Source organism: Methylobacterium oryzihabitans, from assembly GCF_004004555.2.
Lineage (GTDB): Bacteria > Pseudomonadota > Alphaproteobacteria > Rhizobiales > Beijerinckiaceae > Methylobacterium > Methylobacterium oryzihabitans.
Genome location: NZ_SACP01000032.1, coordinates 25,013 through 48,861 on the forward strand (window position 1 = coordinate 25,013; position 23,849 = coordinate 48,861).

The following is a 23,849-nucleotide window of genomic DNA, read 5'->3' on the forward strand; positions in this document are numbered from 1 at the left end:
AGGGACAGATGGGACAGACTCGACGCCTCGTGCTCGGTGCCCTGGCGGCGCCCTTCCTCGCCGCCGCGCCGGCGATCCGCCGCGCCCGGGCGGCGGAGGAGCCGGTCCGGATCGGCGCGCTGAGCGACCTGTCCTCGGCCTATGCCGACATCTCGGGCCCCGCCCTGGTCAAGGCGGTCCAGATGGCGATCGACGATTTCGGGCCCTGCCTCGGCCGCAAGGCCGAGCTGCTCGCCGCCGATTGCCAACTCAAGCCCGACGTGTCGTCGGTCATCGCCCGCAACTGGTTCGACACCCAGGGCGTCGACGCGATCATCGACATGCCCTCGACGGCGATCACGCTCGCGGTGATGCAGCTCGCCGCCGACAAGCGCCGGATCGTGCTGGCGACGAGCGCCGGCAGCTCGGACATCAGCGGCAAGCACTGCTCGCCCTACACCAGCCACTGGGTCTACGATTCGCACGCGATGGCGCGCACGATCGGGCCGACGATCGTCAAGGAAGGCGGCGACACCTGGTACTTCATCGCCGCCGACTACGCCTTCGGGGCCGCGCTGGTGAAGGACGCCTCCGACCTCGTGCAGGCGTCGGGCGGCCGGGTGCTCGGCGTGTCGCGGGCGCCGCTCAACACCGCCGACTTCTCGTCCTACCTGCTCCAGGCGCAGGCGTCGGGGGCCAAGATCATCACGCTGGCCAATGGCGGGGCGGACGCGGTCAACGCGATCAAGCAGGCGCACGAGTTCGGCATCCAGAAGGGCGGCCAGCGGATCGCCGCCCTCGTGCTGATGGACACCGACGTGCGCAGCATCGGCCTGCCGACCGCCCAGGGCACGCTGCTCGCCACCGCGTTCTACTGGGACCGCACCGAGGCGACGCGGGCGTGGTCGCGGCGCTTCCACGCGATGGTCGGGCGGATGCCGACGATGCTCCAGGCCGGCGCCTACAGCCAGGCGACGCACTACCTCAAGGCGGTGCAGGCCGCCGGCACCAAGACGCCCGAGGCGGTGATGGACAAGATGCGCGAGCTGCCGGTCGACGACGCCTTCGTGTCGGGCGGCCGGGTGCGCAGAGACGGGCTGATGATCCACCCGATGTATCTCGCCCGGGTGAAGGCGCCGGCCGACTCGCGCGACACCTGGGACCAGCTCGACATCGTCGCGACGATACCGGGCGACGAGGCGTTCCGCGCCCTCGACAAGGGCGGCTGCCGGCTGGTGTGAGGGCGGCGGCGGCTCCCGCGGCGAGCGCGGATCGTCTCCTCTCCCCGCGAGCGACCGGCCGTCCAGGGAAATTTCCTTGTAGAACCAAGCGCGGGATCCCCTCTCCCGAGTGGGAGAGGGGTAGGGGTGAGGGTGGCTCGGGTTCAGGAGAAAACGCTGAACGTCGAACTGCGCAGCTCAACCGTCAGTGCCTCATCCTGAGCCGTCTCCACCCTCACCCCCGGCCCCTCTCCCACTCGGGAGAGGGGAGACGCGCCACTGCTTTTCACCGGACAGCCCTGCCGCAAGCGGGGCGAGGAGAACGCGCACCAGTCGCCTTCCACTCCTCAAGCCGGCTTTCGGGCCTCTCCACAATCCGACCGCGGCCACGACGGGCGAATCGAGTCTCGGCGTGGAGCGGGCGGTCAGCCCGCCGCCGCCCCATTCCGGCGCTCGATCTCGCGGATCACCGCGCTGTGGTCGAGGTCGCCGTCGCCGTGGGCGCAGAGTTGCCCGAACAGCTCGTCGACGAGGGACAGGACCGGCAGGGTCAGGCCGAGGGACGCGGCGTGCGCCAGCGCCGTGCCGGTGTCCTTGACCTGGTACTTCGCCGGGCCGCCGGGGGCGAAGTCGCGGGCGATCATCCGCAGGGCGTGCTGCTTGAGGATCGTCGAATCGGCGAAGCCGCCGAGCAGCGCCTCGCGCACCTTGGCCGGGTCGGCGCCGCCGCGCGCGACGAAGGTCATCGCCTCGGCCACCGTGACGATCGTCGAGGCGACGATCGCCTGGTTGGCGAGCTTGGCGAGCTGGCCGCAGCCGGCCGGGCCGACATGGGTCGGGCGGCCCATCGCGGACAGCAGCGGCTCGGCGCGGGCGAACGCCTCCGGGCTGCCGCCGGCCATGATCGCCAGGGTGCCGGCGACCGCGCCCTTCTCGCCGCCCGAGACCGGGGCGTCGATCCAGAGGATCCCGGCGGCCGCGGCGGCCTGCGCCTGACGCTGCGCCGTGTCGACCGGGATCGAGCTCATCACCACGAGCAGGGCGCCGGGGCGCATCGCCGCGAGGACGCCGCCGGGACCGAGCAGCACCTCGTCGCAGACCGGGCCGGAGCTCAGCATGCAGAGGACGGCATCCGCCCCGCGCACCGCCGCCTGCGGGTCGGCGGCGGGCGTCGCGCCGTCGGACGCCAGCGCCGCGGCCTTGTCCGGCGAGCGGTTCCACGCGCGGACGGCGTGACCGGCCCGGCACAGGTGGCGCGCCATCGGCGCCCCCATGATGCCGGTGCCGAGGAAGCCGACGACGGCCATCACCCGGCCTCCGCGCCCGAGACAGTGCGGGCGAGGAAGCGCACCGGCCGCTCCGCCTCGATCAGCGCCGGGAAGCCGGCCCGGAACCGGGCGAGGTGCGGGGTCTCCAGATGCGCGTCGAAGGCGGCGCGGTCGTCGTAGACCTCGTAGAACACCACCGCCTGCGGGTCGGACTCGCTCACCGCCACGTCGAAGGCGCGGCAGCCGGGCTCGTCGGCGACGGAGTGGCGGGCATCGTCATGGGCGAGGGCCAGGAAGGCGTCGAGGGAGCCGGGCTTCACCCGGAACTCGGCGATGACGACGAAGGGCTGGGAGGCGGGCATCGGGGGGGACTCTCGGGCTGGCGGCAGAATGCGACCCGGGACCCGGCACGGGGCCCGCCGGGGAGCGGCCGGCCGTGCGGGTCCCGGGTCTTCCTCCGCTGCGTTCGGCTGTCCGGAACCCGGGGAGACGCGGTTCCGGCAGGACGGACGGGGAAGATCCGGGCGGATCGCGGGCCGGTGACCCCGGCCCGCGGTCCGGGTCAGGCCGCCTGCTGCGGCGCGGTCTTGCGGGCCTCGTCCTCCATCTGGCGGCGCAGCCCCACCACGTCGAGGTCGCTGGTCAGCTCGACGTCGTCGACGCTGACGATCTGGTCCTTGCCGACCGGGCGCTTGAGCTTGACGTTGTGGGCGAGCCCGATCGGCAGCGCCCCGAGGGCGAGGCTCTTCGAGGCGGGAATCGCGTTGGCCCACACCGCGTAGCCGCCCTCGCCGTCGAGCATCTCGCCCGGCTTGAGGTCGCGCTTGGCGGTGGCGACCGCGTCGCCGCGGAACTCCTTCGAGCAGCCGGTCGGCTCGCCCCGCAGCACCGCCGACAGCACGCTGACGCTGGTCTCGAGGCCGATCATGTGGAACGGGCGCCACATCGAACCGTACCAGCCCGACGGGTCGGTGAGCAGGCCGTACTGGCGGAAGCACGCCTTCGTGTACTCGCTCGTCGCCTTGAAGGTGACGAACACGCCGTAGCGGATGTTGTTGAACACCTCGCGCCCGTCCGGCTCCTGGCTCGCCGCGATGTCGACGAGGCCCGAGCGCGGCAGCCGGCCGCCGTCGCTCACGGGGCGGAACACCCGGGCGAGGTCCTGCAGGCCGGTCGGCGGGAAGGCGAGCCCGTCGTCGGGGCAGTCGAGCCCGGTGCCGTTGGCCACCGCCGCCATCTCGATCGCCGCCTTGGTGCCGTCGGTGAACGAGTTGTACATCTTCGGGTTGAAGTCGCCCTTCTTCACCTCCTCCTCGGACCAGCCGAAGAAGCCCCACACGGTGTCGGGGGTGGAGTAGCGGTAGCGCGGCTCGAAGTTCATGCCCTTGCCGGCCGAGGTCAGCTCGAAGCCGCAGGAGCGGGCCCAGTCGACCAGCTCGCAGATGATCGCCGGCTGGTCGCCGTAGGCCATCGAGTAGACGACGCCCTGGCGGCGCGCCCGCTCGGCCAGCAGCGGGCCGCACAGCACGTCGGCCTCGACGTTGACCATCACGACGTGCTTGCGCGCGTCGATCGCCTGGATGGCGTGGCGGATGCCGGCGATCGGGTGGCCGGTCGCCTCGATGATGCACTCGATCTCGTCGCAGGCGGCGAGCGCCCCGGCATCGTCGGTGATGCAGGTGCGGCCGGTCTTCACCGCGTCGCCGATCGACGGGGCGGAGTAGCGCTCCTCGGGCCAGCCGACGCGGGCCAGCGAGTCGCGGGCGCGGCCGACATTGAGGTCGGCGACGGCGACGACGTGCATCCCCTCGATGCGCTGGGCCTGGGCGAGCACCATCGAGCCGAACTTGCCGGCGCCGATCAGGCCGACGCGGACGGGGCGGCCGGCCGAGGCGCGGGCGAGCAGCAGGGTGGACAGATTCATCGGTTTCCTCCTCTGGGCCGACCGGGCCTTCGGCCGCCCGGTCCCGGAGGGGAAGGGGCGGCGGGGCCGGTCTCTCGTGCGACCCCGGCGGCATCCTGCATGGCCCGGCCGTGTCGTGACGCCAGGAACGCTAGAAGCCGGCTTCGTGAAGAACAATCCAGATTTCCGATCGCACCGTGAAGCGCCGCTAAAGCGTCGCCGCCGCGCGCTCGGCCGTCCACGCCTCGCGCTCGCGCCGGATCCAGTCGAGGAAGGCCCGGACCTTGCGGTGGCGCAGGGATTCGTGCGGGCAGGTGATCCACTGCGTCGTCAGGGTGACCCGGGGCGGATCGCGCAGCGGGCAGGCGACGCGCCCGCTCTTCAGGTCGTTCCACAGCATCAGGTCGCTCTCCAGCGCGATGCCGAGCCCGCCCGCGGCGGCGTCGATCGCCATGTGGGTGCGGTCGAACAGCAGCCGGCGCCAGCGCCCCGGGGGCGCGAGGCCCGCGAGCTTGAACCACAGCGGCCACTGCATCTGCGACTTCACCGAATGGATCAGCCGGTGCCGGGCCAGCTCCTCGGGACCGAGGCTGCCGGGCGCCGCGAGGGAGGGGGCGCAGACCGGCCGGAAGCTCTCCTCGACGAGGCCCTCGACGTGCAGGCCGGCCCAGCCGCCGGTCCCGTGCCGGATCTCGATGTCGACGCTGTCCTTCTGGAACACCGTCGGCTCGTTGGTGCCGTCGAGGCGCAGTTCGATGTCGGGATGGGCGTCGACGAAGCCCGACAGCCGCGGCAGCAGCCACTTGGTCGACAGGCTCGGGGTCGCCCGGACGGTCAGCGTCGTGACCGAGCGGAAGCCCTGGATGCGCTGCGTCGCCTCCATGATCCGGTCGATCTCGGGACCGATCATCTCGAAGTAGCGCTCGCCGGCCTCGGTCAGCACGACGTTGCGGCCGGCCTTGCCGATGAGCGAGGTGCCGAGGCTGACCTCGAGCGACTGGACCTGCTGGCTCACCGCCGAGGGCGTGACGCCGAGATCCTCCGCCGCCCGGGTGATGCTGCCGGACCGGGCGACGGCGTGGAAGACCGTGATGGCGCGCAGCGGAACCGGCATCCCGATGATTTAGCACGGCTACACGAAGGCGCAAATAATCTGCATTGTGCTACATGAACCCGCTTCCTAGTGTCGGCCAGCAACGAGACGAGCACCCTCGCGAGGGGCGCCGACAGGGAGGACGACGAGCGCCGAAGCCGCGCGCCGTCTCGCATGCCTCCCCCACGTCTCGACAGGAACGATGCCGCACCGCGACTCGCGGATGACGGCGCGCTGGAGGAAACCGATGACGTCCACGCCAGACCCCAAGACAGGTCCGTCCCGCTCCGGTCCGTCGCGCCGCCTCTTCCTGGCCGGCGCCGCCGCCGTGCCGCTGGTGGCGGTCCGCACCCGGCCGGCCCTCGCCGCCGAGTTCACCTACAAGCTCGCCACCGGCCAGTCGCTGACCCAGCCGATCAACGCCCGGCTCGAACAGGCCTGCGGGCGCATCCGCGAGGCGTCGGGCGGGCGGATGGAGCTGCGGTTCTTCCCCGCGAGCCAGCTCGGCTCCGACACCGACCTCATCACCCAGGTCCGCACCGGCGGCATCGAGTTCCTCAACATCTCGGGGTCGGTGATCTCGACGGTGGCGGCCGGCGCCGCGATCACGAACGTCGGCTTCGCCTTCGCCGATTACGACCACGTCTGGCGCGGCGCCGACGGCCCGGTCGGCCAGTACGTCCGTTCGCAGATCGAGAAGGCCGGGCTGATCGTCGCCGCCAAGGCCGCCGACAACGGCTTCCGGCAGATCACCTCGGGGTCGAAGCCGATCCGCGCCCCCGACGACCTCAAGGGCTACCGCATCCGCGTGCCGGTGGCGCCGATCTTCACCTCGCTGTTCTCCTCGCTCGGGGCGAGCCCGACCTCGATCAACTTCAACGAGCTCTACACCGCGCTCCAGACCCGGCTGGTCGACGGCCAGGAGAACGGGCTCGTGGCGATCGAGTCCGGCAAGCTCTACGAGGTCCAGAAATACGTCTCCGAGACCAACCACATCTGGGACCCGTTCTGGATCGTCGCCAACCGGCGCGCCCTCGGCAAGCTGCCGGAGGCGCTGCAGGAGATCGTCCGGCGCGAGCTCGACCGGGCCGCGATGGAACAGCGCGAGGACGTCGTGCGCCTCACCGGCACGCTCAAGACCCAGCTCGCCGGGCGCGGGCTGGTGTTCGAGACCGCCGACCGCGAGGCGTTCCGCAAGAGCTTGACCCAGGCCGGCTTCTACCGCGACTGGAAGGAGAAGTTCGGTCCCGAGGCGTGGAAGGCCCTCGAAGCCGTGACGGGAGCGCTGGCATGAGCGCCATCGCCGACGCCCACGGGCAGCCGCACGCGGCCGCCCCGGCGCTGCCCTCCGGCTGGCTCGCCGCCGCCGAGCGGGGCTTGCGCCTCGCCGTCGAGGTCCCGGCGGCGATCCTCGTCGCCGCCGAGGCGATCATCCTGTTCGCCGGCATCGTGTCGCGGGCAATCGGGCACTCGATCATCTGGAGCGACGAGCTCGCCTCGATCCTGTTCCTGTGGCTGGCGATGCTCGGCTCGGTCGTGGCGATCCAGCGCGGCGAGCACATGCGGCTGACCTTCGTGGTCGGCGGGCTGTCGCCGCGGGCGCGGGCCTGGTGCGAGGCCCTCGCGGTCGGCACGGTGTTCGCGTTCCTGATCCTGCTGATGCACGCCGCCTACGACTACACCGAGGACCAGTCCTTCGTGGAGACGCCGGCGCTCGGCTGGTCGGGCACGGTGCGGGCGCTCGCCGTCCCGGTCGGCTTCGTGCTGGCGCTGGTGAGCTGCGGCCTTCGCCTCGCCCGCCACCGCGTCGCCGACCTCCTCGGCGTCGCCGCGGTGCTGGCCGGCCTCGTGGCGCTCCTCGCGGTCGCCGCGCCGGCGCTGACCGGGATGGGCAACTGGGCGCTGCTGGTGTTCTTCGTCGGCCTGCTCGGGGTCGGCATCCTGGCCGGCGTGCCGATCGCGTTCTCGTTCGCGCTCGCCACCTCGGCCTACCTGCTGACCACGACCTCGACCCCGCTCACCGTCGTGGTCGGGCGGATGGACGAGGGGATGAGCAGCCTGATCCTGCTCGCCATCCCGCTCTTCGTGCTGCTCGGCCAGCTCGTCGACGCGACCGGGATGGCGCGGGTGATGGTGGCGTTCCTCGCCTCGCTCCTCGGCCACGTGAAGGCCGGCATGTCCTACGTGCTGCTCGGCGCGATGCTGCTGGTCTCGGGCATCTCCGGCTCGAAGACCGCCGACATGGCGGCGGTCGCCCCGGTGCTGTTCCCGGAGATGCGCCGGCGCGGGATGAAGGACGGCGAGCTGCTGTCGATCCTCGCCGCCTCGGGGGCGATGAGCGAGACGATCCCGCCCTCGATCGTGCTGATCGCCATCGCGTCGGCGACCGGCGTGTCGATCGCCGCGCTGTTCACCGCCGGCATCCTGCCGGCCCTGGTGCTCGCCCTGGTGCTGGCGGTCGTCGCCCGCTACCGGGCCGGCAAGGAGGAGGACGCGGTCGTCATCGCGCGCGCTCCCGGCTCGGTGGTGCGCAAGACGCTCCTCGTGGCGCTGCCGGCCCTGCTGCTGCCGTTCCTGATCCGCTCGGCGGTGGTGGAGGGCGTCGCGACCGCGACCGAGGTCTCGACCATCGGCATCGCCTACTCGCTGGTGCTCGGCCTCCTGATCTACCGCGGCGGGCTGAAGTGGCGCGAGATGGTGCCGATGCTGGCGCGGACCGCCTCGCTGTCGGGGGCGATCCTGTTCATCGTCGGCGCGGCGAGCGCGATGGCCTGGGCGCTGACCCAGTCCGGCTTCTCGCACGACCTCGCCAAGGCGATGGCGGCGGTGCCCGGCGGTCAGGTCGGCTTCCTGCTGATCTCGGTGGTCGCCTTCATCGTGCTCGGCAGCCTGCTCGAAGGCATCCCGGCGATCGTGCTGTTCGGCCCGCTCTTGTTCCCGATCGCCCACCAGTTCGGGATCCACGAGGTGCATTACAGCATGATCGTGATCCTCGCGATGGGACTGGGCCTGTTCGCTCCGCCCTTCGGCCTCTGCTACTACGCCGCCTGCATCATCGGCGGGGTGGCGCCCGAGGCCGGCATGCGCCGGATCTGGATCTATCTCGGCGCGCTGTTCCTCGGCCTGCTGGTGCTCACCTTCGTGCCGTGGTTCTCGATCGGGTTCCTGTAATACCAACGGTCATTGAAAATGACCTTTGGTTCTGCTCTCGAATTTCCGCTAAGCCTCTGGCTTAATATCGGAAATTCGAGATGGATCAACGGCCCGATGCGTCAGCATCCCGGGCCGTTTGTATAAGACACCCACGCCGTCACGGACCGGCGCCCTGCTGCCACGCGCGCAGCAGGGCGCTCGTCGCGTCGGGGCGCTCCAGCGGCGGCAGGTGCCCGCATTCCGCAAACACGTGCAGGCGGGCGCCCGGGATGCCGGCCTGGATCGCCCGGGCCTCGGCCACCGGGGTCAGCACGTCGTCGGCGCCCACCGCCACCAGGGTCGGCACCGCGATGCCCGCCAGGGTCGGGCGGCTGTCGGGCCGGCCGAGGATAGCCCGCTGCTGGCGCAGGAACGCCGCGCCGCCGACCCGCTCGGCCATCGCCTTCACGGCCTCCCCGACTGGCCCGCCGACATGGGAGGCGTGGACGAGGCGGGGCAGCAGCCGGTCGGTGACCCCGGCGAAGCGGCCGACCGACAGCGAGTCCATGCCCCGGCGCCGCTCGGCGGCCCGCGCGGGATCGTCCGGGGCGGCGCTGGTGTCGAGGAGCGCCAGCCGCAGCACCCGCTCGGGCGCCCGGCGCAGGATCTCGAAGGCGACGTACCCGCCCATCGACAGGGCGACGAGGGAGAAGCGCGGCGGCGCTGCGGCGAGCGCCCGCTCGGCCATCGCCGCGATGCTGTCGTCGAGGGTGAGGTCGGCGACCGCGGCCGCGGCGAGGTCCGCCAGCGCGGCGACCGGCGCGCGCCATAGCACGGCGTCGTTGAGCAGGCCGGGCAGGAACAGCAGCGGCGGGCAGGGGAACGGCATGCGTCCATCCGGGCGCCCCGACAGCGGGGCCGACCGGCCCTCCTTGCCCCAACATCCCGGCGGGGGCCACCACCCTCACCGGCGCGGATGGGCGACGAGGTTGGTGTAGTGCGCGATCGGCCCGCCGTCGTAGCGCCGGACCGCGTTGTCCCCGTCCTCGACGAGGAAGACGTCGTAGCCGTCCAGGTGGCCGACCACGGCGTCGATGGTGCTCGGGATCACCTCGATCAGGAAGCTGGCGCTCCGGCGCGCGAGCAGGTCCCGGGCACCGCGCAGGGCGTGGGTCTCGGCGCCCTCGATGTCGATCTTGACGAGGTCGGGCACCAGCCCGCGTCGCGCCGCGTAGGCGTCGATGGAGGTGGTCCGGCATTCCTCGGTCCGCTTCGTCCGGCCGTCGTTCTCCAGGCCGACGAAGCTCGCGCCGGTGCCGATCTGGTAATGGTCCTCGTAGTGCATCAGCGAGACGGCGCCGTCGGAATCCGAGATCGCCAGCGTCTCGACCGCGACCCGCTCGACGAGGGCGTTGGCGATGAGGTTCTCGTAGATGCGGGCACTGGCCCGCGAGGTCGGCTCGAACGCCACGACGGCGTTCGTCGAGAGGTTGCACCGGCACGCCAGCAGCGAGAACAGGCCGGTATGTGCCCCAACGTCGAAGACCACCGACGCCTGCCGGGACATGCGGATCCATTCCCGCACCGAGGCGCGCTCGTAGCCGTTCTTGCCGTACCAGAAGTAGTGCTGCGCCACGAGGTCGTCGTTGTTGGTCAGCATATAGAACGGCGCGCAGCTGTCGTTCTCGACCTTCACGTACCCGAAGTAAGGATGATCGAACCGGTAGCGATAGAAATCGCGGTCGAACGTGTCCGGCTGGCGCATTGCGACGACATCGCGGAATTCATCAAGTTTTCCCTGCGCGATCGCATTGCAGTCGCTAATGAAATCAGCCACGCCACGCCTCCCCTGAGCGGACCGCGGACTTATCCCGGTACCTTTATGGACTTGTATCAGGCGCGGCAGATCGAGCCAAAACAACGGGTTCCGGGCGCGGATACGGCCGCGACGAAGCCGGCGGCCGGCAGGGAAGGCCGCGGCCCGAGGCCGAAACGGCGACCGTTTCGGCCTCGGGCCTTCACGGGCCGGCGGAGCGCGGGGGACCGGCCGTCAGCGCTGGCCGGCGCCGTCGCCGTCGCGCAGGGCGCCGGTCGGCTCCTGGACGTGGGCCTCGAGGAACCAGAGCTGCTTGTCGACGGCGCGCGAGACCTCGGTGAACAGGTCGGCGGTGTCGGCGTCGCCGGCCTCGTCGGTCTCGTCGATGTTCTGGCGCACCGCGTTGGCGTAGGTCGCGTAGCGGTCGATCAGCGCCGCGATGTGGTCGGCGATCGCGTAGACGTCGGTGGGATAGGCCGCGAGCTTCGAGGACTGCGCCACCACGGTCGCGGTGCCGAGCGCGGTTCCGCCGAGCTGGACCGCCCGCTCGGCGACCTTGTCGTTGAGGTCGTCGATCTCGGTGCGGAAGCCGTCGAGCATCAGGTGGACGCCGATGAATTGCGGCCCCTTGAGGTTCCAGTGCGCCTGCTTGATCGCTAGGGCGAGGTCGATGCCGTCGGCGAGCCGCGCGTTCAGGGCCTCGATCGACACCCGCTTCGCGTTGGAATCGGTGCCGTTGCGGGTCTGGTGGTTCCGCGGGGCGCCGGACTTGCCCTTGTCTGCCATCCGTCTCTCCTGTTTCCGTTGCAACCGGCGCGTGCCCTGCGGCGACGCCGTGCGAGTCCCCCCAAGAACGGGCGACGGGGCGCCGGGTTCGACCGCTCCGTGGCGAACGGCAGGGAAACGGGGAGGAGAGTTGCCCTCACGGCATGGCTGCGGTCGTCAATCCGCGTCGGGCCAGGGAAACCGGATGTTGCCGTCGCGCAGGCCGGCGAGCACGACCTCGACCCCGCCGGACTTCACCATCCATTCGAGCCGGTGGTCGCGGTATTCGCGCCGGCGCCCGCCGGTGGTGTAGAGGTCGGCGGCCTGCGCCATCCGCTCCGCCGCCGCGTCGAACTCGGCGAAGGTCGCCGCGACGGAGGGGCGCTCGCGCAGGCGCGCATGCCACAGCGCCAGCGGGCTGCCGGGCGGCGGCCCGAGACCGTAATGCACCGAGCGGTTGAGCAGCGGGGCGACGGCGGCGTCGGCCCAGCCGAAGCCCGCGCCGCCGAACCAGGGCGCGTCGCCGAGGCGCCGGGCGAGCCAGTCCTGCAGCACCCGGGTCTGCGCCGCCGCCTGCCCCCGCAGGTGGTCGGCGAGCGCCCCGGTGGCGCGGCGGAACCACAGGATCTCGCCGAACCCCCAGTTCACCGCTTCGTACTGGGTGTCGCAGACCTCCTCGGTCATCCGGGCGAAGGCCCGGGCGGCGGGGTCGCGCGGCAGCAGCGGCGGCTCGGGCCAGCGCTCCTCGACGTATTCGAGGATCACGGTGGACTCGAAGATCGCGACCTCGCCGTCGACCAGTACCGGCACCTCGGCGCGCGGGTTGGCGGCGGCGAAGGGGCCGTCGGTGCGGCCGGTGCCGAAGCTCTCCGGCAGTTCGGCCTCGAACGGCACGCCCTTCTCGCGCAGGGCGATCTTGACCTTCTGGGCGTAGGACGAGAGGGGATGCTCGTAGAGCAGCACGGGGATCCTCCGGGTGGATGGCGGGGGCGTCTACGCCTCCTCGCCCAACGGCGAGACGCCGCGGGCCGGTTCCGCCGCGCCCGCCCGGCGCAGAACGGCCAGCAGCCTGCCGGCATCGTAGGGCTTGGCGAGCAGGGCCGCGTTCCGGTCGCCGCGCACCGCGCCGGTATCGCCGGTGGCGTAGACCACCACCACCCCCGGCCGGACCGCCCGGGCGGCCTCGGCGAGATCGCGGCCCGAGGCGCCCGGGAGGTTCACGTCGGTCACCAGCACGTCGACCGGCGCGGCCTGGAGCGCGGTCGTCGCCTCCTCGGCGCTGCCGGCCTCGACCACGACATAGCCGGCCTCCTCAAGCATCTCGGCGGTGGCGGCGCGGATCATCGCGTCGTCCTCGACGAGCAGGACCGTCCGCCGGCCGGTCGCGACCGGCGGGATCGCGGCCGGGCCCGGGAGCGCGCGCGGGGACGGGGCCGAACCCCCCTGGGCCGGCCCGCCCCGGCGCTGGCGCTGGTTGGCGAGCACGTGGCGGACCTTCCGCGCCAGGGCCTCGCGGGTATAGGGCTTGGACAGCAGCTCGACCCCGGCATCGAGCCGGCCGCCATGGACGATCGAGTTCTCGGTGTAGCCGGAGGTGAACAGCACCGCGATGTCGGGCAGGCGCTCGCGCGCCTTGCGGGCGAGCTCCGGCGACTTCAGCGTGCCGGGCATCACCACGTCGGTGAACAGGACGTCGATCGGGATGCCGCTCTCGATCACGTTGAGGGCGCTGCCGGCATCGACCGCCTTCAGCACCCGGTAGCCGAGATCGGAGAGCAGCTCGACCACGGTGGCGCGCACCTCGGCATCGTCCTCGACCACCAGCACGGTCTCGGTGCCGCCGGCGACCGGGCCGGTCTCGATCGCCACCGGCACGTCCTCGGACTGCATCGCCCGCGGCAGGTAGAGCTTGATCGTCGTGCCGTGCCCGACCTCGGAATAGATCTTCACGTGGCCGCCCGACTGCTTGACGAAGCCGTAGACCATCGAGAGCCCGAGGCCCGAGCCCTTGCCCTCGGCCTTGGTGGTGAAGAACGGCTCGAACACCCGCTCGATCACCTCGGGCGGCATGCCGCTGCCGGTGTCGCTCACCGCCAGCATCACGTACTGGCCCGGGATCACCTCGTCGTGGCCGCGGGCATAGGCGTCGTCGAGGTGGACGTTGGCGAGCTCGATCGTCAGCCGGCCGCGGCCGTCCATCGCGTCGCGGGCGTTGATCGCGAGGTTGAGCAGGGCGTTCTCGATCTGGCTCGGATCGATGAAGGTGTTCCACAGCCCGCCCGAGAACACGGTCTCGATCTCGACCGCCTCGCCGATCGCCCGGCGCAGCATCTCGTCCATGCCCTGCACGAAGCGGGTGACGTTGACGACCTTCGGCTCCAGCGCCTGCCGGCGGCCGAAGGCGAGGAGCTGGGCGGCGAGCTTGGCGCCGCGCGACACCCCGCCCATGGCACCGGCGATGCGGCGCTCGGCGCGGGCGTTGCCGGCGACGTCCCGGGCCAGGAGCTGGAGGTTGCCCGACACGACCTGGAGCAGGTTGTTGAAGTCGTGGGCGACGCCGCCGGTGAGCTTGCCGACCGCCTCCATCTTCTGGGCCTGGACGAGCTTGGCCTCGGCCTGCCGGCGCTTGTCGATCTCGGCGATGACCCGGGCCTCCAGGGTCTCGTTGAGCTGGCGCAGCTGCTCCTCGGCCCGCTCGCGGTGGCGGACCTGCCGCGCCAGGGTCTCGGCCTGGGCCCGCAGGGCGGCCTCCGCGGCGCGCTGGTGGGTGATGTCGGTGTGGACGCCGACCCATTCGACGATCTCGCCGGCCCCGTCGAGGATCGGCAGGGCGCGGATCGCGAAGCTGCGCCAGGTCCCGTCGCGGTGGCGCACGCGGTGCTCGTGGACGTACATCGCCTTGGCGGCGACGGCGGCGTTCCAGCTCGCCACCGATTCGGCGACATCGTCGGGATGCACCGCCCTCGTCCAGCCGAAGCCCTCGTACTCTTCGGGGCCCTGGCCGGTCAGCGCCGCCCAGCCGGGCTGGTCGCCGCGCATCCGCCCGTCCGGGCTGTTGGTCCACAGCACGCCGTGGACCGCGTCCATGGCGGTGCGGAAGCGACCGTTGCTCGCGGCCATCCGGCGCTCGGCCTCGACCCGGGCGCTGTTGTCGACGACGGTGCACATCACGCCGCCGACGTGGCCGTCGGCCTCGTAGACCGGGGTGTAGAACAGGTCGAGCACGAGGGCGTCGGTCCGCCCGGCCCGCTCCAGGTGGAGGACGTGGTCGCGGAACGACGACGGCTCGCCGCGGAACCCCGCCTCCAGCCGCGCCCGGTTCCAGTCCCGGATCTCCGGCCAGACCGCGTGGACGCGCCCGCCGAACGCCGCCGGGTGCTTGGCGCCGGCGATGTCCCGGTAGGCGTCGTTGTAGAGCATGACGGGGTCGGGCCCCCACATCAGCACCTTGGCGACCGGCGAGTTGACGATGTTGGCGACCGTCGCCCGCAATTCCAGCGACCAGCCCGCCACCGGCCCGAGCGGCGTCGCGCGCCAGTCGGTCGCGCGGATCAGCGCGCCGCACTCGCCCCCGCCCGCCGGCCAGCCCGCCGGCACCGGCGGAGGCGCCGGGCGGTCGCGCAGCGCCCGCAGGCCGGCGCGGATCATCTCGCCGGCATTGGGGTAGTCCCCGGCGTCGACACGCGCCGCGACGAAGCCGTCAAGATCCGGGGTGAGCGTGACGTTGCGCGAGGAACGGCTGGGCATGATGTCTCGTGCGCGAGGGGCTTGGGCCCCTCAACAGAGGAGATCCGTGTCGGAAGTGGGGCGCGGGCGGCGACCCGGATCATGTGGTCGCCGCCGCGACGAGGGCCCGGGTGTAGTCCTCCCGCGGCGTCTCCAGCACCGTGTCGACCGGGCCGTGCTCGACGGCGCGGCCGTCGCGCAGCACCAGCACCCGGTCGGAGAGCGCGCGCACCACCGCGAGGTCGTGGCTGATGAACACGTAGGCGAGGCCGTGCGCCGCCTGGAGGTCGCGCAGCAACGCGACGATGTCGCGCTGCACCGTGCGGTCGAGGGCCGAGGTCGGCTCGTCGAGGACGACGAGGCGCGGGCGCAGGATCATCGCCCGGGCGATGGCGATGCGCTGGCGCTGGCCGCCCGAGAAGGCGTGGGGCGGGCGGTGGCGGGTCCCGGGGTCGAGGCGGACCTCGGCGAAGGCCGCCGCCGCCCGGGCGTCGCGCTCGCGCGCGCCGAGTTCCGGGGCGTGGACGCGCAGGCCCTCGGTCACGATCGCGCCGGCGCTCATCCGCGGCGACAGCGAGCCGTGCGGGTCCTGGAACACCGGCTGGAAGCCGCGCCGCAGCGGCCGCAGGGCGGCGCGGGACAGGGCGGTCAGGTCGCGGTCCTCGAACCGCACGATCCCGGCGGAGGGCTCCAGCCGCAGCAGCGCCCGGCCGAGGCTCGACTTGCCCGAGCCCGACTCGCCGACGAGGCCGAGGGTCTCGCCGGCCCGCACCGCGAGGTCGATGCCCGCCACCGCGACCCGCCGCGGCGCCGGGCGCCACGGCCGGCCGCCGCGGCCGGGATACGACACCGCGACGTTGCGCGCCTCCAGCACCACCGGGCTGCCGGGCGGCGGCGGGGCTTTCCGCCCGGCGGGCTCGGCCGCCACGAGGTCGCGGGTCTCGGGCGCCGCCGGGGCGGCGAACAGCCGCTCGGTCGGCCCGACCTCGACGAGGCGCCCGGCCCGCATCACCGCGGTGCGCCCGGCGATGCGGCGCACCAGCCGCAGGTCGTGGCTGACGAACAGCATCGCCATGCCGAGACGCTGCTTGAGGTCGTTGAGCAGGGCGAGGATCCGGGCCTGGACGGTGACGTCGAGGGCGGTGGTCGGCTCGTCGGCGATGAGCAGGTCGGGCTCGCAGGCGAGCGCCATCGCGATCATCACCCGCTGGCGCTCGCCGCCGGACAGTTCGTGCGGGTAGGCGGTCAGGCGCGCCTCCGCGTCGCGCAGCTCGACGAGGCGCAGCAGCTCGCGGGCACGGGTTGCGGCCTGCCGGCCGGTCAGGCCGCGATGGGCCCGCAGCGGCAGGGCGATCTGGTGACCGACCGTGAACAGCGGGTCGAGCGCGGTCATCGGCTCCTGGAACACCATGCCGATGCGGGCGCCGCGGATCCGGTCGAGGGCGGGGCGGGGCAGGCCGACGAGTTCGGTGCCGTCGAACCGCGCCGAGCCCGAGACCGCGGCACGCTCCGGCAGCAGCCCCATCACGGCGAGCGCCGCCTGGCTCTTGCCCGAGCCGGATTCGCCGACGAGCGCGACGGTCTCGCCGCGGGCGATGTCGAGGTCGAGGCCGTGCAGGACCGTGCGGCCGCCATACGCGACGGTCAGCCCGCGGATCGCGAGGAGCGGCGCCATCCTCACGCCTCCCGCGGGTCGAGGGCGTCGCGCAGGCGGTCGCCAAACAGGTTGAGGGCGACGAGCGTGACGACGAGGAAAGCGGCGGGCACCGCGAGCATCCAGGCGCTGCTCTCGATCGCCCGCGCCCCGTCGGCGATCAGCACGCCCCAGCTCGTCATCGGCTCCTGCACGCCCAGGCCGAGGAACGACAGGAAGCTCTCCAGCAGGATCACCCGCGGCACCAGCAGGGCCGCGAAGGCGATGACCGGGCCCAGCGCATTGGGCACGACGTGGCGGCGCAGGATCGCCGGCGTGCCGGCGCCGAGCGCCTCGGCGGCGAGGACGTAGTCGCGCCGGCGGATCGCCATCGCCTCGCCGCGGACGATGCGGGCCATGTCGAGCCATTCCACCGCGCCGACCGCCAGGAAGATCAGCCCGAGGTGGCGGCCGAAGAACACCACCAGCATGATGACGAAGAACACGAAGGGCAGGGCGTACAGGATGTCGACGACCCGCATCATCGCGGCGTCGACCGCGCCGCCGAGGGTGCCCGCCACCGCCCCGTAGGCGACGCCGAGGCCGAGCGCCACCGCGGTGGCGAGGAGCCCGAGCGCCAGCGAGACCCGCCCGGCGACGAGGGTGCGGGTGAGGAGGTCGCGCCCGAGGGCGTCGGTGCCGAGGAGGAAGCGCAGGCGCCGCACCGGCGCCTCGACGCTCAGGCGCCGGCCGTCGGGGCTGCGCGCCAGCACCCGGGCCGGGCCGAACAGGTCGGAGCGGGCGAGGAAGCCGAGCACCCGCTCGTCCACCGGCCGGTCGGCGGCGAGCGTCAGGCGCACCGCCTCGGGCGTCACGCTCACGTCCTCGGCCCGCACCCGCATGCGCAGGGCGAGGCGGTCGAGGGCCGGGCCGAGGGTCCCGGGCTCGGGATAGGCCCGCCACGAGGGCGGGGTGCGGGGATAGTCGTAGTAGATCCGGTCGTAGGCGTGGCCGGTGAGCAGCGGGCCGACGAGGCAGGCGAGGGCCACCAACAGCAGAACGGCGAGGCTCGACACCGCGGCGGGGTCGCGGCGCAGGCGGGCGAAGGCGCCGGCCGGCGGCGTGGCGGCGGTGGTCATGCGGCCTGCCGCACCCGCGGGTCGATCGCCGCGGTGGCGAGGTCGACCAGGAGGTTGAGGACGATCACGAACACCCCGATCAGCACCACCGTGCCCATCACCAGCGTGTAGTCGCGGTTGAGCGCGCCGTCGACGAAGTAGCGCCCGACGCCCGGCAGGCCGAACACCGTCTCGACCACCACCGAGCCGGTGAGCAGCCCGGCCGCCGCCGGGCCGAGATACGAGACCACCGGCAGCGCCGCGCCGCGCAGGGCGTGCAGGGCGATCACCCGCGGCGGCAGGCCGAGCGCCCGCAGGGTGCGCCGGTGCGGCAGGCCGGCGCCCTCGATCAGCGCCGCCCGGGTCAGGCGGGCGATCACCGCGACCTGGGGCAGGGCCAGGGTGATGACCGGCAGGACGAGGTGGCGCGGGTCGCCGCCCTCCCAGCCGCCGACCGGCAGCCAGCCGAGCGCGAGGCCGAAGGCGATCTGGAGCAGCGGCGCGACCACGAAGCCCGGCACGGTGAGGCCCAGCGTGCCCAGCGTCATCACGGCGTGGTCGAGGATCCCGCCCCGGCGCGCGGCGGCGAGGCCGCCCAGCGCGACGCCGAGCCCGAGGGCGAGGACGAGCGCGAGGGCGCCCAGCGTCATCGAGACCGGCAGGCCGCGGGCGAGGAGTTCGGCCACCGAGAGGTCGCGCACCGAGAAGGACGGCCCGAGATCGCCCCGCAGGAGCGCCGCGAGGTAGCGCCCGTACTGGACGACGAGGGGCTGGTCGAGGCCGTAGACCCGGCGCAGGGTCTCCATCGCGGCCGGGGCGAGGGGGCGCTCCAGGTCGAACGGCCCGCCGGGCGCGAGCCGGATCAGGAAGAACGACAGGGTGACGACGAGGAACAGGGTCGGGATCGCCTGGACGAGGCGGCGCAGCACGAAGGGGATCACGGCGGCGGTCACGGCCTCCCGGGTCGGGCCAGCGGGCACGGGAGGACGGACGCGCCCTCCCGTGCCACGATAGGCGAGCGGCCCCGGTCTGGACAGGGGCCGGCGGCCATCCGGTCGGGCAATCGGGTGAAACCCGATTGTCGATCCCGCGGGCGCGAAGAGCGCCCCGCGCAGCGGGTTCGGAAGGACGAATGTCCTTCCGAACGCAGAGCGGAGCGTCAGCCAAGTGAGCGGACGCGAACGCCGGCGCTTGAGGCCAAGCAAGCAATAAGCAGGGTGATCGCGTTCAAGCGATCGCCCTGCGTCTCAGGCGGCCCGCAGGCCGGCCAGGAAGGCGTCGACCTCGCCCCGCAGGTCCGCGGTGTCCTGCGACAGGCTCCGGGCCGCCTGCGCCACCTCCGCCGCCGCGGAGCCCGCCTCGCCGGCGCAGACCTGGACCCGGGCGATGCTCTCGCTCACGACGCCGCTCCCGTGCGCCATCTGCGCGAGGTTGCGCACCACCTCCTGCATCGTCGCCTGCTGCTGCTCCACCGCCGCCGCCACCGCCGACGAGCCCGTATTGACCCGGTCGAGGCTGCCGCCGATGCCGCCCACCGCCGCCACCGTCCGGCGCGTCGCCTCGCGGATCTGGGCCACCTGACCCGAGATCTCGTCGGTGGCGCGCGCCGTCTGCCCGGCGAGTTCCTTGACCTCGGCGGCCACCACCGCGAAGCCCCGTCCCGCCTCGCCGGCCCGGGCCGCCTCGATGGTGGCGTTGAGCGCCAGCAGGTTGGTCTGGCTCGCGATGCCCTGGATCAGGGCCACCACCTCGCCGATCGTCCGGGCGCCGCCCTCCAGGGCCTGCACGATCGCGTCGGTGGCCCGGACCTCCGCGACCGCCCCGGAGACCAGCCCGGCCGAATCGGTGACCTGTCCACCGATCTCCCGCGCGGTGAGGCTCATCTCCTCGGCCGCGGCGGCCACGGTCTGCATGGTGGCGGAGGATTGCCGGGACGTGGCGCCGACCTCGGCCGCCTGCCGGCCGGTCTCCTGCACGGCGTCCGCCATGGTGCCGGCGCTGCCCTCCAGCCGGCCGGCGGCCTGCGACAGGGCCGCGACGAGCCGGCCGATCCGGGCCTCGAAGGCCCCGGCCATCTCGGCCATGGCGGCGCGGCGCTGCGCCTCGGCCCCGGTGCGGGCGAGGCCGGCCTCGTCCTCGAGGGCGCGGTTGCGCACGAGGTTGTCCTTGAACACCGCGACGGCCCGGGCCATCGCGCCGATCTCGTCGCGGCGGCCGAGATCCGGCACCGCCACCGCGTCGTCGCCCCCGGCGAGCCGGTCCATCGCCCGGGTCATCCGGCCGATGGCGCCGGTCACCCGGGCCGCCACCGCGAGGCCGATCCCGGCCAGCAGCAGGGCGAGGGCGGCCACGGCGGCGTTGACGGCGAGGTCGGTGCGGGCCGCCCCGGCATGGGCGTCGGCGGCGCCGCTCAGCAGCGTCACCGCCGCCTCCGCCGTCCCGGTGATGGTGTCGAGCGCCGCCCCGATCTCCTTGCGCCACGGCACGACCTGCGGGCGCGGCAGGGCGAGGTCGGACAGCGCCTGGACGACGCCGGCGCGCCGCTCGGTGAAGGCCGGGCCGAAATAGGCGTCGCTGCGGGCGACGGCGGCCTGGAGGGCCGGCATCTCCGGGTGGCGGGCCGCGATGGTGCGCACCGTCCCGATCGCCTGCTCGGCCCGGGCGCGGAACACGACCATGTCGCGGGCCTCCTGCGCCGTCACCACCCGGTTCTGGGCCAGGGCGGCCGAGATGACGACGTCGGCGGTTCCGGCGAGGTTGCGGGCGTTCCAGGCCATGGTGCGGGCGGCGATCAGGTCGGCGAGGGTCGGGTCCAGATGCTGGATCCGCTCCTCGAGCGCGACGGCCAGCGCCTCGATCGCCGCCAGCAGGGCGGTGCCCTCGGACCCGACCCGTCCGCTCAGGGCCTTGTCGCGGGCAGCGAGGGGCTTGCGCATCTGCTCGGAGACCGCGGACCGGATCCCGGCCCAGGCCGCGACGGCCGCGTTCAGCGCGTCGACCCGGGCCGCGAACCGGTCGGAGCCGGTCGCCGCGAGGTCCGCCAGGGCGGCCGGAACGGAGGCGTCGAGCGTCGCGGCGTCGGCCGCGATGGTGCGCTGGTTCTCCTCGGCCGCGCTGCCCTCGAGGGCGAGCAGGGTGATCATCCCGACGCGCTCGTAGCGTCCGCCCGACAGGGAGCGCAGGAGGAGCTTGTCGGCCGCGGCGAGCCGTGAGACCTCGTCGGCGTTCCGCCAGGACTCCCAGGAGCGATGCAGCGACCGTCCGCACAGGCCGACCGCGATCAGGCCGAGCAGCAGGATGATCGTGGTCAATTGACGTTTGATCGATCGAGTCACCGGACGCATCCTCTCTGCCCATCCCGGGTCGCCGCAATCACGCCCGAGCTTCTTCGAAATCGAGGACTATGGCGCGGGCAATAAAGAAACCGTTCCATACAGGGCAGATCTTGCCGAACCCCGAGGGCAGGCCGTCCGGCGGAACGGCGCGCGTGAGGGCTATGGCAGCAGCGACAGCCAGCGGGTCGGCGAGACGCCGCGGAGATTCGGCACGGTGCCCTTCAGCCGCTTCGCGACCAGCCCCTTGTGGCGGTAGTGCAGCAGCGGGATCCAGGGCAGGTCGTCGAGGAAGATCGCCTCGGCGCGGTGGAGCAGGCCGGCCCGGCGCTCGAGGTCGGTCTCGCGGGCGGCGTCGCGCATCAGCCCGTCATAGGCCGGGTTGGCGTAGCGGCCGGAATTGAAGCCGGTATTGCCGCTCTCGACCAGGAACAGGAAGTTCTGCGGGTCGGCGTAGTCGGCGATCCAGCTCATCCGGGCGAGGTCGAAGCGGCCGCCGTCGCGCAGGTAGGCGAAGTGGGTCTTGGCGTCGGTGTTGACGAGGGAGACCGCGACGTCGAGGGTCCGCCACATGTCGGCGATCGCCACCATCGTGTTGCGGTTGTTGTCGGTGGTGTTGTAGCGGATCTCGACGGCGAGCGGGGTGCCGCCCGGCCCGAACCCGGCCTCGCGCAGCAGCGCCACCGCCCGGTCCTCGCGCTCCAGGGGCGACAGGTCCCGGCCCGGCATCTCGGGCGGCGGCAGGGCGTTGTCGAGCCCGGCCGGGGTGAAGGAATAGGCCGGCAGCATCGTCTCGCCCCACACCGCCTCGGCCAGGAACTCGCGGTCGATCGCGAGCGACAGCGCCCGGCGCACCCGCACGTCCGACAGCGGCGCCCGGCGCAGGAACACCATCAGGGCGAGCACGCCGAGGCCCTGGTGGAGCGTCACCGCGTCGCCGAAGCGCCGGCGCAGGGAGACGATCTGGTCGGCGGGCAGGTCGTCGAGGGAATCGATCTCGCCGGCCGCGAAGCGCCGCACCGCCGCGGCGAGGTCGGGGGTCGGCAGGTACTCGACCTGCGGGATCGCCACCGCGGCGGCGGCGTGGAAATGCGGGTTGCGCACGGCCGTGATGCGGTCGTTGGGCGAGAAGTCCTTCAGGAGGTAGGCGCCGTTCGACACGAGGTTGCCCGGCCGGGTGAAGGCGTCGCCGTGGCGGGCGAGGGAGGGGCGGTGGACCGGCGTGCTCGCCTGATGGGTCATCAGTTCGAGCAGGTAGGGGGTCGGCCGCTCCAGTTCGATCACGACCGTGCCGGCGTCCGGCGCGCGGACCCCGAGGGCGTCGAGGGGGAGGGCGCCGGCATTGACCCGCTCGGCGTTGCGGATCGGCGCCAGCACGGTGGCGTATTTCGCCCCCGTCGCCGGGTCGAGCATCCGGCGCAGGCCGAAGGAAAAGTCCTCGGCGACGACCGGGTCGCCGTTCGACCAGCGCCCGTCGGGCCGCAGGGCGAAGGTCCAGGTCAGGCCGTCCGGCGAGGTGGTCCAGCGCGCGGCGGCCGCGCGCGCCGGCCCCGCGCGGGACCCGGCGGCGAGGCCGGCCAGGAGGCCGCCGACGAGGTCGCGGCGCCGCACGGCGTCAGGCGCCGGTCTCGGGCTGGAGGCCGGCGGCCTCGATGCCGGCGACCGCCGCCGTCTCGTCGTTGTCCGAGGTGTCGCCCGAGATGCCGACCGCGCCGAGCAGGCGGCCGTCGCGCCGGATCAGCACGCCGCCCGGCACCGGCACGAGGCCGGCCGGCCCGGCGATGTGGCTCACCGCGGCGACGAAGTAGGCCTGCTCCTCGGCCCGGCGGCCGATGGCGCGCGAGCCGATGCCGAGCGCCAGCGCGCCGTTGGCCTTGGCGGCGGCGATCTCGGTGCGCTTGAGGCTGGTGCCGTCCTCGACGCCCGCCGCCTTGAGCGCCCCGCGGGCGTCGTAGACCACCACCGCCAGGGGCTTGAGGTTCAGCGCGCGGCCGGCCTTGAGGGCGGCGGCGACGATGGTCTGGGCGGCGTCGAGGGTGAGGTCGGACATCGGGGGCTCCGGGTTCGGGATTTCGCCCCCCTATGGCAGGCCGACGGGCGGCGGGGGAGCGAAAAATCGCGCGGTCCGCCCCGGAGCGGGGTCCATCCTCATGCGTCGTCGTATTGCTTCAGACGTCCCCAATGAACCGTTTCGATGTTCTCGCGGATGATCTTCGCGGGATTGCCGGCAACGATGGTGTTGGGCGGAACGTCCTTCACCACGACGGCGCCGGCTGCCACGACGGAGTGATCACCCACCGTGAGGCCGGGCATGATGATGCTGCGGGCTCCGATCTGACAGAAGCGGCCGATTCGGGTATGAGTATGCATGCGCCGGATGTAATCGTGCGACAGGATGACGGCACCGAATGAAATCGCCGTTCCTTCACCGACATGCACGCCTTGCGGATAGGTCTTGTCGAGCTTGGCTTCGAGCGAGATTTGCGTGTCCCGATGAATGTCCATCCCCCAGACTCGCGTCATAATGAGCCATCGGGCATACATGATTTGCCATCTGAGGAACGTGCGGGTTCGCGACAGAAGGCCTGGCCTGTGCTTGGGGAGGGGCTGATTCACCGGAAGGGGCTGATTCATGATAAGGCCGCGTCATCCTCGCAAACGTCCTTCGCGTACCTGATTTTGACCTCGAAAGCAAAGGCCGCCGGCCTCGGCGACGGAACCGGGCTGGAACCATCGCGACGGGAGATCCAACGGCAGGATCGATCCTTGCGGCTCCCCGCCCCGCCGCCCCGTGAACCGCGCGGCTCCGGCCGGGTTGTGGTGAACGGGGACGATTCCGGCGCGGGCCTCGCCCGCCGCGCCGG

At 72.8% G+C, this 23,849-nt stretch carries 19 protein-coding genes; 3 read left to right on the forward strand and 16 right to left on the reverse strand.

The annotated features are described in order from the left end of the window. Positions 1-8: 8 nt before the first annotated feature. A complete protein-coding gene (locus EOE48_RS23670) occupies positions 9-1,220 on the forward strand; it encodes an ABC transporter substrate-binding protein (RefSeq protein WP_127733352.1) in 1,212 nt (403 codons plus the stop codon). A gap of 404 nt (positions 1,221-1,624) precedes the next feature. Here EOE48_RS23670 and EOE48_RS23675 read toward each other — a convergent pair whose 3' ends face one another. From EOE48_RS23675 to EOE48_RS23690, 4 genes are all read right to left on the reverse strand, one after another. Then, positions 1,625-2,506: an NAD(P)-dependent oxidoreductase gene (locus tag EOE48_RS23675; protein WP_127733353.1), complete on the reverse strand. Its 882-nt coding sequence runs from the start codon at positions 2,504-2,506 to the stop codon at positions 1,625-1,627. After that, on the reverse strand, positions 2,506-2,829 hold the full coding sequence (locus EOE48_RS23680) for a putative quinol monooxygenase (RefSeq protein ID WP_127733354.1): 324 nt from the start codon (positions 2,827-2,829) through the stop codon (positions 2,506-2,508). Before EOE48_RS23680 ends, EOE48_RS23675 begins: the two co-directional genes overlap by 1 nt. Positions 2,830-3,029: 200 nt before the next feature. Then, a complete protein-coding gene (locus EOE48_RS23685) occupies positions 3,030-4,391 on the reverse strand; it encodes an NAD(P)H-dependent oxidoreductase (RefSeq protein ID WP_127733355.1) in 1,362 nt (453 codons plus the stop codon). Positions 4,392-4,578: 187 nt separating this feature from the next. Further along, the gene (locus EOE48_RS23690) at positions 4,579-5,484 is read right to left on the reverse strand and encodes a LysR substrate-binding domain-containing protein (protein ID WP_127733356.1); all 906 of its coding nucleotides are present in this window, start codon (positions 5,482-5,484) and stop codon (positions 4,579-4,581) included. 226 nt (positions 5,485-5,710) lie between these two features. Between EOE48_RS23690 and EOE48_RS23695 the strand changes: the two genes are divergently transcribed. Next, complete coding sequence (locus EOE48_RS23695) at positions 5,711-6,757, forward strand: TRAP transporter substrate-binding protein (RefSeq protein WP_127733357.1); 1,047 nt, start codon at positions 5,711-5,713, stop codon at positions 6,755-6,757. Continuing rightward, positions 6,754-8,634 carry a TRAP transporter large permease gene (locus EOE48_RS23700; RefSeq protein WP_127733358.1) on the forward strand — a complete coding sequence of 627 codons (1,881 nt, stop codon included), beginning with the start codon at positions 6,754-6,756 and terminating at the stop codon, positions 8,632-8,634. Before EOE48_RS23695 ends, EOE48_RS23700 begins: the two co-directional genes overlap by 4 nt. Positions 8,635-8,773: 139 nt before the next feature. Here the strand turns inward: EOE48_RS23700 and EOE48_RS23705 are convergent, their stop codons facing one another. From EOE48_RS23705 to EOE48_RS23760, 12 genes are all read right to left on the reverse strand, one after another. Further along, positions 8,774-9,484, reverse strand: a complete 711-nt coding sequence (locus EOE48_RS23705; protein ID WP_127733359.1) for an alpha/beta fold hydrolase — start codon at positions 9,482-9,484, stop codon at positions 8,774-8,776. Positions 9,485-9,559: 75 nt separating this feature from the next. Next, positions 9,560-10,360: an FkbM family methyltransferase gene (locus EOE48_RS23710; protein WP_127733360.1), complete on the reverse strand. Its 801-nt coding sequence runs from the start codon at positions 10,358-10,360 to the stop codon at positions 9,560-9,562. Positions 10,361-10,645: 285 nt separating this feature from the next. Beyond that, positions 10,646-11,197: a DNA starvation/stationary phase protection protein Dps gene (gene dps / locus EOE48_RS23715; protein WP_127733361.1), complete on the reverse strand. Its 552-nt coding sequence runs from the start codon at positions 11,195-11,197 to the stop codon at positions 10,646-10,648. A gap of 156 nt (positions 11,198-11,353) precedes the next feature. Then, on the reverse strand, positions 11,354-12,139 hold the full coding sequence (locus EOE48_RS23720; RefSeq protein WP_127733362.1) for a glutathione S-transferase family protein: 786 nt from the start codon (positions 12,137-12,139) through the stop codon (positions 11,354-11,356). Between the two features lie 30 nt (positions 12,140-12,169). Then, positions 12,170-14,923, reverse strand: a complete 2,754-nt coding sequence (locus EOE48_RS23725; protein ID WP_127733363.1) for a hybrid sensor histidine kinase/response regulator — start codon at positions 14,921-14,923, stop codon at positions 12,170-12,172. Between the two features lie 79 nt (positions 14,924-15,002). Then, entirely contained in the window at positions 15,003-16,577 is a 1,575-nt protein-coding gene (locus EOE48_RS23730; protein ID WP_127733364.1) for an ABC transporter ATP-binding protein, read from the reverse strand. Positions 16,578-16,579: 2 nt separating this feature from the next. Beyond that, positions 16,580-17,674 carry an ABC transporter permease gene (locus tag EOE48_RS23735; protein ID WP_127733365.1) on the reverse strand — a complete coding sequence of 365 codons (1,095 nt, stop codon included), beginning with the start codon at positions 17,672-17,674 and terminating at the stop codon, positions 16,580-16,582. Next, positions 17,671-18,594 carry an ABC transporter permease gene (locus EOE48_RS23740; RefSeq protein ID WP_127733386.1) on the reverse strand — a complete coding sequence of 308 codons (924 nt, stop codon included), beginning with the start codon at positions 18,592-18,594 and terminating at the stop codon, positions 17,671-17,673. The genes EOE48_RS23735 and EOE48_RS23740 overlap by 4 nt, the downstream gene beginning before the upstream one ends. 306 nt (positions 18,595-18,900) lie before the next feature. Beyond that, positions 18,901-20,964: a methyl-accepting chemotaxis protein gene (locus EOE48_RS23745; RefSeq protein ID WP_127733366.1), complete on the reverse strand. Its 2,064-nt coding sequence runs from the start codon at positions 20,962-20,964 to the stop codon at positions 18,901-18,903. Positions 20,965-21,147: 183 nt separating this feature from the next. Next, complete coding sequence (locus EOE48_RS23750; RefSeq protein ID WP_425463687.1) at positions 21,148-22,596, reverse strand: peptide ABC transporter substrate-binding protein; 1,449 nt, start codon at positions 22,594-22,596, stop codon at positions 21,148-21,150. Positions 22,597-22,600: 4 nt separating this feature from the next. Next, positions 22,601-23,035: a GlcG/HbpS family heme-binding protein gene (locus EOE48_RS23755; protein WP_127733367.1), complete on the reverse strand. Its 435-nt coding sequence runs from the start codon at positions 23,033-23,035 to the stop codon at positions 22,601-22,603. A gap of 98 nt (positions 23,036-23,133) precedes the next feature. Continuing rightward, on the reverse strand, positions 23,134-23,490 hold the full coding sequence (locus EOE48_RS23760) for an acyltransferase (RefSeq protein WP_246154764.1): 357 nt from the start codon (positions 23,488-23,490) through the stop codon (positions 23,134-23,136). Positions 23,491-23,849 lie beyond the last annotated feature (359 nt).

Excerpts from the sequence above, each read along its gene's own strand:
- EOE48_RS23680 (WP_127733354.1), bottom strand. The coding sequence starts at position 2,829 with ATGCCCGCCTCCCAGCCCTTCGTCGTCATCGCCGAGTTCCGGGTGAAG.
- EOE48_RS23710 (WP_127733360.1), bottom strand. The coding sequence starts at position 10,360 with ATGCGCCAGCCGGACACGTTCGACCGCGATTTCTATCGCTACCGGTTC.
- EOE48_RS23690 (WP_127733356.1), bottom strand. The coding sequence starts at position 5,484 with ATGCCGGTTCCGCTGCGCGCCATCACGGTCTTCCACGCCGTCGCCCGG.
- EOE48_RS23755 (WP_127733367.1), bottom strand. The coding sequence starts at position 23,035 with ATGTCCGACCTCACCCTCGACGCCGCCCAGACCATCGTCGCCGCCGCC.
- EOE48_RS23695 (WP_127733357.1), top strand. The coding sequence starts at position 5,711 with ATGACGTCCACGCCAGACCCCAAGACAGGTCCGTCCCGCTCCGGTCCG.
- EOE48_RS23760 (WP_246154764.1), bottom strand. The coding sequence starts at position 23,490 with ATGGACATTCATCGGGACACGCAAATCTCGCTCGAAGCCAAGCTCGAC.
- EOE48_RS23700 (WP_127733358.1), top strand. The coding sequence starts at position 6,754 with ATGAGCGCCATCGCCGACGCCCACGGGCAGCCGCACGCGGCCGCCCCG.
- dps (WP_127733361.1), bottom strand. The coding sequence starts at position 11,197 with ATGGCAGACAAGGGCAAGTCCGGCGCCCCGCGGAACCACCAGACCCGC.
- EOE48_RS23670 (WP_127733352.1), top strand. The coding sequence starts at position 9 with ATGGGACAGACTCGACGCCTCGTGCTCGGTGCCCTGGCGGCGCCCTTC.
- EOE48_RS23685 (WP_127733355.1), bottom strand. The coding sequence starts at position 4,391 with ATGAATCTGTCCACCCTGCTGCTCGCCCGCGCCTCGGCCGGCCGCCCC.
- EOE48_RS23705 (WP_127733359.1), bottom strand. The coding sequence starts at position 9,484 with ATGCCGTTCCCCTGCCCGCCGCTGCTGTTCCTGCCCGGCCTGCTCAAC.
- EOE48_RS23735 (WP_127733365.1), bottom strand. The coding sequence starts at position 17,674 with ATGACCACCGCCGCCACGCCGCCGGCCGGCGCCTTCGCCCGCCTGCGC.
- EOE48_RS23725 (WP_127733363.1), bottom strand. The coding sequence starts at position 14,923 with ATGCCCAGCCGTTCCTCGCGCAACGTCACGCTCACCCCGGATCTTGAC.
- EOE48_RS23730 (WP_127733364.1), bottom strand. The coding sequence starts at position 16,577 with ATGGCGCCGCTCCTCGCGATCCGCGGGCTGACCGTCGCGTATGGCGGC.
- EOE48_RS23675 (WP_127733353.1), bottom strand. The coding sequence starts at position 2,506 with ATGGCCGTCGTCGGCTTCCTCGGCACCGGCATCATGGGGGCGCCGATG.